The following is an 8,745-nucleotide window of genomic DNA, read 5'->3' as shown; positions in this document are numbered from 1 at the left end:
TTGTAGCTGATGGTCGATGAGGTCATCTCAACCGAATTATCCGCCACCCGTTAAGTTGCCGACAACGTGACATCGCCGGACGCACAGCATCAAGATCGAGCGCACGTTCCCCCATCGCCGCGCTTGCAGATCCAATGCTGATCGAGGCAACGTAACCATCCGGTCAGGGCCGCAGTAGCCTCGGCTTCTTACGGTTTCGTCCTGCGACGGGCTTCGATGGCGGGTTGGCGTCTCCGCGAAGATTGCGGATAATTTGTTGAAGGTTTTCGATGCCGACTTCGGTAAACAAGACAATGTGCTCGCTGAGCTCTGAGGCTGGATAGTCGTCATATGCAGACACGCAGCCATCTTCGGAGAACATCTCAATCGAGCATTCCCGCAAGAAGTCTTCGTCCTGATTGAGCATCGTTGCCACGTATTTCAAGGTGTACAGGGCGGAGTTGCGATAACCCATGATGCCTCGTTCTGTGTTTTTCAGATTTGGTCAGTGCTGCTGGTTTTGGCTCTTCGCAAAGCCAGCCTTTCCAAGCGTCCGACGGCGGGCAAGTCTAGCAACACGGTCTTGAACGATATCGACGCTTATATCGACGGGGTCGAAGCGGCCACCATACCAACGCACAAACTCTCGATGCCGCGGGTGTCGCGGCTTCGCCATGACTTTCAGGAATTCCTCGAACCCCGAGGTGCTACCAACATCTTCCGGTGGCGCTCTGCGCTGACCATCAACAAAGCGCGGATATTCGATCCCCGGACTACCATCCTCTACTTCCTCGACCGTGATCGTGTGCTGCCAGTTATCGCCGAAGTCATAGGTGTATTTGAAGGTCGCGATCCCACGCTCGATAAGCGCCGCGATGTGGACGTTGCGAGCCGCAAAGGTTTTTCGCTCATAGAGGTCTTCTGGATCCGGCACATCGTAACACCGGCCACCAGCCTTGAACTCGAACAGATGATAATCTTGGAACAGCATCACCGCCTGAATGACATCGTGGAGCCCCTTCAAGCTCATCGTGAGTGGAACCTCGACCCTGCGCCAGATCAAAGGCTCGATATCGTCGAGTTGGATAAGTAGCCTGGCGATGCGATCGACGGTCATGATGCCAACGCCATCGTGGGGCGCTGACCTGTCCAATTCCACGGCAGCAGCTCTGCAAGCTGTGTCATCGGCAAGTCAGCAATTCGGGCCAGGACATCGGCAAGCCATGCCTGCGGATCGATATCGTTGAGCTTGGCGGTTTATGCCGACCGTCGAACTATGCCGAACGCCTCTTTTGATGAGGACGCTACACCGTGCGTTCCCGGCCGGTTCGGCGGGTCGCCGTTGGTTGACACTCGGCATAGTTCTCATGCTCAGAGGGCGTTCAGGAATTCCAAAAGCCGGTCGCTTGGTCGAAACCGCTCGGCCTTGGCGCGTTCGTACGGCTTCAGCTTTGCGAGTGCAGATTCCTTCAGTTCGAGATGTGCATGAAGATAGGTCAACGTCGTTTCCATCGCTTCGTGGCCCAACCACAGGGCAATGACCGAGCAGTCGACGCCCGCCTGCAGTAACTCCATGGCAGCGGAGTGCCGTAAGACATGCGGCGACACCCGCTTTGAGCGAAGGGACTGGCAGTGCTCGCGCGCTTTGGCGACATATTTGTTCAGCAGTGCCTGCACGCCGTCGGCGCTGAGCCGGCCACCGTGCATGTTTGGAAAGAGAGTCGTTGCGCCTCGCTTCCCTGGTTCCTTGAGCCAATACCGGAGGGCTTGCTGGGCAACCTTTGTGAGCGGCGTACTTCGCTCTTTGCGGCCCTTGCCGATGCATTGCACATGCGCACCGCGGCCGAGCATTACCGAATCTCGGTCAAGGTCGATGATCTCCGAGACCCGAAGCCCGGTTTGGGCGGCCAGTAATAGCAGAGTGTAGTCGCGGCGTCCCAGCCACGTGCTTCGATCAGTGCAGTCCAGGATCGCTTCAATCTCGGGCCTGGTTAGAAACTGAAGTTGCCGCTTATCACATCGCTTGCTGGGGATCGCGAGCACACGCTGAATATGGGCGCTATGTGCCGGCTCCTCGAACGCTGCATATTGGAAGAAGGATCGGATGGCTGTAAGGCGGAGATTCCGGGTCCTCACCGAGGCGGATCTCTTTGTCTCAAGGTTCTCCAGGAATGCGCCGATGAAAGGAGCGTCTATATCCCGTAGTGTCAACTGAGATGGGGACCTCCCAAGGCGCGTCTGTGCGAACGCAAACAGGAGCCTGAAGGTGTCGCGGTAGGAGGCGATGGTGTTGGGACTGACACCTCGATGCTTCATGAGCCGATCTGTGAACCACCGCTCGATCAGCACGGCCAGGTCGTTCGTGCGTCTCATGACCGAGCCTCCCAGCGCTTATCCAATCGCCGGACGGCATGGTTCATCAGTTCCGGCGCGGCGGACAGATACCAGTAGGTGTCGCGAACATTGGCATGGCCGAGGAAGGTTGAGAGAACCGGCAGCTCGCGTTCCACATCTTCGCCAGCCCGATGCCAGTTGATCAGGGTCTGGACGGCGAAACGGTGGCGAAGATCATGAATCCGTGGACCATCTCGTTTCCCCTCCTGCCGTAATCCGATTTGCCGGGATAGTCGCCAGAACACGCGGTGCACGTATTGATGCAATAATCTGCCGCCCTGTTCGGCGACGAAGAAATAGGGACTACGAGGCGTACGAAGGTGTGCATCGCGTCGGGCGGCATAGTCCAACAATACAGCGACTGTCGTGGCATGCAGCGGCACCAGCCTTGTCTTGCCGAACTTTGTCTCGCGAATGGTGAGGACGCCCTGGTCGAGATCGACGTCGGCCCGGCGTAGGCCGAGCGCTTCGGAATGGCGCAGTCCGGCGACCGCTATCAGCCCGAACAGGCAGTGATATGTCCAGCGCCGCAGGGCGTTGGCCGGCGGCAACGACAGTGCTGCCGCCAGAAGCGCCTGAATCTCGACTTCACTATAGATGTAGGGCTTTGTGCGCCGTGCCGGCGGCACTGCGTCGCTCGGTGGCACTTCCGTCAGAGGATCGAAATGACTGAGGTGCTGGGCAAAGCAGCGCACATCAGCCAGTCGGATTGACCAACTCGGCTGCCGGCCCATCGAGGTGACCCACTCCATTGCCAGGTCCGCCGTAATGGTCTCGGCGCCGCGGGCCTCCATGAAAGCGACGAACCCCGACAATCGTTTTGCCGGACCGTCATATTTGTATCCCAGCCCTTGGCGCATGCCGATGTAGCGCTCAAACGCGGTGCGAAGCCGGCTCATTGGACACCTCCCGGCCAGGGGAGGCTCAGTTCGCGCAACTTCTCAACATCGAGCTTGGCATAGATCCTTGTACTGTCGATGCTTCGATGGCGGAGCAGTTGACCGATCTCGGCAAAGCTGGCGCCCGACCGCAAAAGGTCGGTTGCAAGGCTGTGGCGGAAAAGATGGGCGCCGTGATGCGCATAGCCGTCAATGCCCGCCCGTTCGAGTGCCTGCTTTGCGATCATCGTGATGGCGCAGCCGGAGGCAAAACCCACATGCGGCGCAAGAGTTCGCAAGAAAACTCGCCGACACGCCGAAGCGGGGCGCCCATGCCGGATATAAGCCACGATCGCTGTTCCGACGTCGTGACGCAGCGGCATCGTTGCTTGTTGCCGCCCCTTTCCGTGTACGAGAATCGTGCCCGACTGCCAGTCGATATCGTCAAGATTGAGGGTCGCAACTTCGCTGGCGCGCAAGCCGAGCTTGGCGAGGATCATCAGAACCGCATAGTCCCGATGGCCCATTGCCGTCGTCCGATCGCAGGCATCGAGAACCTTCTGGACCTTCTCGGGCGGCAGGAATGTTGGAAGGCCGGCAAGTCGCCAGCGGCGGATGGACGGCACACAGTCAGCGAGCGGCGTCGAGATGAAACCCTTCAGATGCAAATAGCGCAAGAACGCACGCACAACTCCGCACATGGCTTTGCCACTGTCGGCGGAACCGTCAAGCGCATGTCGTTCGACATAGCCGATGACGATCTCCGGGGTGAGCGCTGCAAACTCGTCTGCGCCGGCCGGACAGATCTCCATCAGAAATCGATGCGACAGCAGCTTGTGACTTTCCACCGTTGAGGCGGCGAGCCCTCTCTCATTCGAGAGATAAGCTGCGAACATATCGACAATCTGCTCGTGCTCCGTGCGCTCAATCGGAACGGCGGCTGATATCAAACCTTCTTGCCGCAATGTAGAGAGTAAGCGGCGGAGAGCTGATCGGTCGCCCGCGTCAGGTCTCCAGTGTTTGAAACGGTGCTCGAAAAACCGACTAACGTGACCTTCGCTTAAATCCCGGGGCTCATGTCCGCTGCCAACATGCCAGTCCATCAGCTCTCGAAACAGGCTCAGCGATCGCCAGGTACATTGCCGACCCAAGCCTTCGTTCGACAACCTGGCGGCGTAAACTTGGGCAAACTTGCCATGCGGCCCGTGGATCAGCTTCCGATACAGCGTGCTGCGCTTCAAATAGTCACTTGCGTTCATAGGGCTCTCCTTTGCGTCAACTGCGACGGAGAGAGCCTAAGCTATGCCGATCCGGCTACTGCTTTGTCACGAAAAACGTTGGCATAAACCTGCTCGTTCGGCATAGTTCGACGGTCGGCATAAAGTGCCTTATGCCGCGCGCGGCATAATGCGGTCATGATCATCGTCGCCATGAAGGCCGCGCGATCGGCACCACGATCGGAACCTGCGAACAACCACGATTTCCTGCCGAGCGCAAAGCCGCGCAGCGCGCGTTCGGCGGCATTGTTGGTCAGGCAAATCCGCCCGTCGCCCAGGAAGGTGGTGAAGCCGTCCCAGCGCTTTAGCATGTAGTCGATTGGCTCGGCGACCGGTGAGCTGCGCGACAGCTTTGTCCGCTCGGCCCGCATCCAAGCCGCAAGCTCTTCGACAAGACGACGGCTGTCCTGCTGACGCCGTCGCAGCCGCTCACTGACCGCGAGGCCGTTGATGTCGCGCTCGATGTCGAACAGCGCGTCGATCCGCTTCACGGCCTCAAGCGCCACCGGCGAGATCGGCGTGGCGTTCTTGCCGCGTTTGGCGTTCGTGGCGATGTCGGCGAGCACAAAGAACTTGCGGCGCGAATGCGACCAGCACAATGCCTGGGTCAGCGGACCGCAATGGCGCTCCACCTTGAACAGCGGGTTATAGCCACCATAGGCGTCTGCCTGCAGAATGCCGGTGAAGGTCTTCAGATGCCTCTCGGGATGCTCCTGTCGCCGATCGCGGGAGGCATAGTAGAGGGCTGCCGGTGGCGACGTTCCGCCGAACGGCCGATCGTCCCTGACATAGGTTCAAATCCGCCCGGTATCGGCCTTGCCCTTCGCCAGGATCGGCACGGTCGTGTCATCGCCATGCAGACGCTCGGCAGCAAGCACATGCGCCTCGATCAATCCGTGCAAGGGCCTCAAGACCGCTGTGCAAGCGCCAACCTGGTCGGCAAGCGTCGAGAGGCTGAGGTCGATGCCTTCACGGGCATAGCGTTCACTCTGCCGGTTCAGCGGCTGATGCTGACCGAACTTCTCAAACAGGATCATCGCCAAGAGGTTTGGTCCGGCAAAGCCGCGCGGCGTCACGTGGAAGGGTGCCGGTGGTTGGGCGATCTTCTCACATTCCCGGCACGAGAACTTCTCGCGCACCGTCTGGATGACCTTCCACTGGCGCGGGATCACTTCCAATGTTCTCGGTGATGTCCTCACCGAGTTTTGCCAGCCTGGCCGAGCCACAGCAGGGGCAGCTTGTTGGCGGGGCAATGACGACGCGTTCGCGCGGCAGGTGCTCCGGAAACGGCTTGCGCGATGGACGCTTGCGCTCGAAGATTCGGACCGTAGAGGACTTTGCCGCCAGCTCCGCAGCCAATTCGTCCTGGCTGGCATCAGCTTCCAACTCTTCGAGCTGCAATTCCATCTGTTCGAGGAGGCGTGCCTTGCGCTCCGAGCGGCTGCCGTGGATGTCGCGCTTGAGCTTCTCGATCTCCAACCTCAGCCGCGCGATCAGTGCATCCGAATGGGAGTTCACCGCCTGGGCGCGGGCAGCGACGGCCTCGGCTTCACGGCGTGCCGCGCGCTCGGCGAGGATCATCGCATGCGCGCTGGCAAGGTCGTCGGGAAGCTGATCGGCCGCATCGGTCATGGCGAGATGGAATCATATTCGCTCGCGCCTTTCCAGCCATTTCCGCTATCCAGCCGAGCTCGGACGCCACGTTTTTTGCGGCATTCGCCAGTCGATCCCTTCGAGCATGTAGCCGAGTTGCGCCGGCGTAATCACCACAGTGCCGTCGGCCGCTGATGGCCAGATAAAACGCCCTCGTTCGAGCTTTTTCGTGAACAGGCAGGCACCCTGGCCGTCGTGCCAGATCACCTTGATCAGACCGCCCTTCCTGCCGCGGAAGCAGAACAAATGGCCGCTATGCGGATCACGCTTCAGCGTCTCCTGCACCATCAGCGACAGGCCAGGAAAGCCCCTCCGCATGTCCGTATAGCCGGTCGCCAGCCAGACTTTCACACCGCTCGGAATCGGGATCATCGTCGCTCCACGACATCGAGTATGCGGCCCAGAGCTTCGGTATCGACATCGCTGTCCACACGAATGCACCGGCCGCGGCCAAGCTCGATCGTCACGATGCTTAACTTCTTGCGCGGTCGAGGTGCCGGTGTCGCCTCCAACGGTTCAGGCGCTGGCAACGCCGCCACGACCTCAATCGGAATGAATGGAGGCACGGACGGCGCTGATATCTGGCAGAGCTCTTTGCGCCACCGGAATAACTGACTGACATGAATCCCGGCCGAGCGCGCCACATCCGAGACAACGCTTCCAGGCTCTAACGCCGCCGCTACCAACCGTTCTTTCTCTTCGCGAGACCAATGCCGGCGACGCTCGACCGACGTGATCACCTCAATATGCTGCTTCGTCATAGGACTACTCCCAGTGCTACCACCAGGACTTCCAATGTTCGGCTTCACATCACAAGACGGCCGTCACCGTGGGGATACGAGGCAACGGGGCGCTGCCCGCCTGAAGACGTCGGCGGTCCGTGGGGATATCAGGAATTCCGCGAGGCGCTAGCCGATCCCGCTCATGAACGGCACGCCGAGCTTACCGAATGGTGGGGCGCCAAAGACTTCGACCCAAACAATGCAGCCTTCGCTGATCTCAACAGAGCCGTGGAAAACCTGGCTGCGAAATGGGCGCGTAGATCACGCCGGAAAAACTGACCCCCGCTACGCCGAGCATTCCACTTTGAACCAACCTCATCAGTGTAGGCGATTTGACGTACCTCACGCGTGCTAATGCCGCGGGACTGCTCGGATGGTTACGCTCAAACGGCCCTGCATAACGATACATTTTCCGTAGCCGTTTTGGGCTACCCGTTCATTGGGCCTATTAATGCGGCACGCCCTGAAGCTTATCGCCCCCCGTATGAGCGTTCTCTGCTTCTCGAGGAAGACGCCAGTTCCACTCGTGCGTTACTGGGGGCCGCGAGGCGGTCCAGTAAAGCCTGCCGGTCGGCGACGAGGGTGTCTAGGTGCAGCGGCTGGCTCACGGGCCGTTCTCCTTCAGCCAATCGCGCGGCCAGCGCCCTGGTGGCGTCCAGGACAAATACCCCGCAGTCGTAGCCGTTGTCCTGCTGGGCCATCCGCACTCGATCCAAGCGGGCGCCCAAACGTGCTGCCAGCCCTTGTGCGATGGCGCTGTTCAGGGTGCCGCAGGAGTCGTAATGATAGGCGACCGGCTGGCGCTCGCATAGATCGACAAACAGCAGCGACCAGTGGGTGCCCCCCGAGCCAGTCCCGGCATTGTTGACCGGAAGGAACACGAAGCTGGGCCTGCCGTCATCGATGATGTCGTGGAAAGTGGTGGCCGCCTCGGCCGGGTTCTCAGTCATCTGCAAGAAGTGGGCCACCGCCGGTGCCACCAACCAGGTCCGGGCGGCGATGTCGGGACTGGCCCAGTGCAGCGCCTTGCCAAGCAGTGCGAAATCCGCCGCGATATGCTCGTCTTCGAGCCAGAGAGGGATTGGCGCGCTCCCGACTAGCAGGTTGTCACCAATATGTTCAGCATCAAAAACCGTATGGGTGACTGATTGGTACCCCGGCTGGTGCGCGCAGGAAGTGCCATGACCTGATCTGACCTGATCTTCAAGCCTGATCTGTCGGTTCCCCGTTCCAAAAGCAGCTCTCCTGGTGTCGATGGGCGACAACTCACTGACATCCGCCCGATCGGAGTCGGTTAAATCGGGAAAGTCCTTAAGGCTTGCTTGCGATGACCTCTGCGCCTCCGCTGAGGTTACCGTGTTCATGCCGCCAAGCGCTGCATCGTTGGCCAATCCCGCGCCTGAAGTGGAGTCCTTTTTCTCAAACGCCTCATTCAATCTGGTCCCATGCAAATTGGGTGCAGCATTGGAGCGAAATCTGGACAGCGCATCCGCTGTTGCATCGATTCCTGCCAGCTCGTCCTCGGTAAATTCGGTGAAGTCGTAGAAGGTTGGCTCTGAGGGACTCAGCGCCGACGCCGAATGCTCACCCTGCATGCCGCCAAGCGCTGCATCGTTGGCCAATCCCGCGCCTGAAGTGGAGTCCTTTTTCTCAAACGCCTCATTCAATCTGGTCCCATGCAAATTGGGTGCAGCATTGGAGCGAAATCTGGACAGCGCATCCGCTGTTGCATCGATTCCTGCCAGCTCGTCCTCGGTAAATTCGGTGAAGTCGTAGAAGGTT

Annotated in this window: 8 protein-coding genes and 3 pseudogenes; 1 reads left to right on the top strand and 10 read right to left on the bottom strand. The window is 59.7% G+C overall.

The window, feature by feature from the left end; translation table 11 throughout:
- Positions 1 to 163 precede the first annotated feature (163 nt).
- From FFR93_RS39875 to FFR93_RS39835, 9 genes and pseudogenes are all read right to left on the bottom strand, one after another.
- The gene (locus tag FFR93_RS39875) at positions 164 to 454 is read right to left on the bottom strand and encodes a hypothetical protein (RefSeq protein WP_028743912.1); all 291 of its coding nucleotides are present in this window, start codon (positions 452 to 454) and stop codon (positions 164 to 166) included.
- 30 nt (positions 455 to 484) lie between these two features.
- On the bottom strand, positions 485 to 1,096 hold the full coding sequence (locus tag FFR93_RS39870) for a plasmid pRiA4b ORF-3 family protein (RefSeq protein WP_028743911.1): 612 nt from the start codon (positions 1,094 to 1,096) through the stop codon (positions 485 to 487).
- Positions 1,093 to 1,236: pseudogene (locus tag FFR93_RS39865) on the bottom strand (transposase domain-containing protein); the annotation flags it as partial. The pseudogene FFR93_RS39865 and the gene FFR93_RS39870, both read right to left, overlap by 4 nt.
- A gap of 114 nt (positions 1,237 to 1,350) precedes the next feature.
- Complete coding sequence (locus tag FFR93_RS39860; RefSeq protein WP_138397173.1) at positions 1,351 to 2,352, bottom strand: tyrosine-type recombinase/integrase; 1,002 nt, start codon at positions 2,350 to 2,352, stop codon at positions 1,351 to 1,353.
- The gene (locus FFR93_RS39855; protein WP_092577041.1) at positions 2,349 to 3,272 is read right to left on the bottom strand and encodes a tyrosine-type recombinase/integrase; all 924 of its coding nucleotides are present in this window, start codon (positions 3,270 to 3,272) and stop codon (positions 2,349 to 2,351) included. The genes FFR93_RS39860 and FFR93_RS39855 overlap by 4 nt, the downstream gene beginning before the upstream one ends.
- Positions 3,269 to 4,147 (bottom strand): tyrosine-type recombinase/integrase, encoded by an 879-nt coding sequence (locus FFR93_RS39850; protein WP_245297642.1) that lies wholly within the window; start codon positions 4,145 to 4,147, stop codon positions 3,269 to 3,271. Before FFR93_RS39850 ends, FFR93_RS39855 begins: the two co-directional genes overlap by 4 nt.
- Positions 4,148 to 4,659: 512 nt before the next feature.
- Positions 4,660 to 6,109: pseudogene (locus FFR93_RS39845) on the bottom strand (IS66 family transposase); the annotation flags it as partial.
- Between the two features lie 96 nt (positions 6,110 to 6,205).
- Positions 6,206 to 6,553: an IS66 family insertion sequence element accessory protein TnpB gene (gene tnpB / locus FFR93_RS39840; protein WP_028743909.1), complete on the bottom strand. Its 348-nt coding sequence runs from the start codon at positions 6,551 to 6,553 to the stop codon at positions 6,206 to 6,208.
- A complete protein-coding gene (locus FFR93_RS39835; protein ID WP_028743908.1) occupies positions 6,550 to 6,942 on the bottom strand; it encodes a transposase in 393 nt (130 codons plus the stop codon). Before FFR93_RS39835 ends, tnpB begins: the two co-directional genes overlap by 4 nt.
- A 78-nt stretch (positions 6,943 to 7,020) precedes the next feature.
- Between FFR93_RS39835 and FFR93_RS39830 the strand changes: the two are divergent.
- A pseudogene (locus FFR93_RS39830) lies at positions 7,021 to 7,242 on the top strand (plasmid pRiA4b ORF-3 family protein); the annotation flags it as partial.
- Between the two features lie 191 nt (positions 7,243 to 7,433).
- On the opposite strand, the gene FFR93_RS41835 reads toward FFR93_RS39830, so the two are convergent.
- On the bottom strand, positions 7,434 to 8,745 hold a 1,312-nt coding region (locus tag FFR93_RS41835; RefSeq protein ID WP_246661427.1), incomplete at its 5' end, for a Ulp1 family isopeptidase.

The organism is Rhizobium sp. MHM7A, from assembly GCF_005862215.1.
GTDB classification, from domain to species: domain Bacteria; phylum Pseudomonadota; class Alphaproteobacteria; order Rhizobiales; family Rhizobiaceae; genus Rhizobium; species Rhizobium bangladeshense.
The sequence above is the reverse complement of the archived record's forward strand: the minus strand, read 5'-3'. Positions and strand labels throughout refer to the sequence as shown.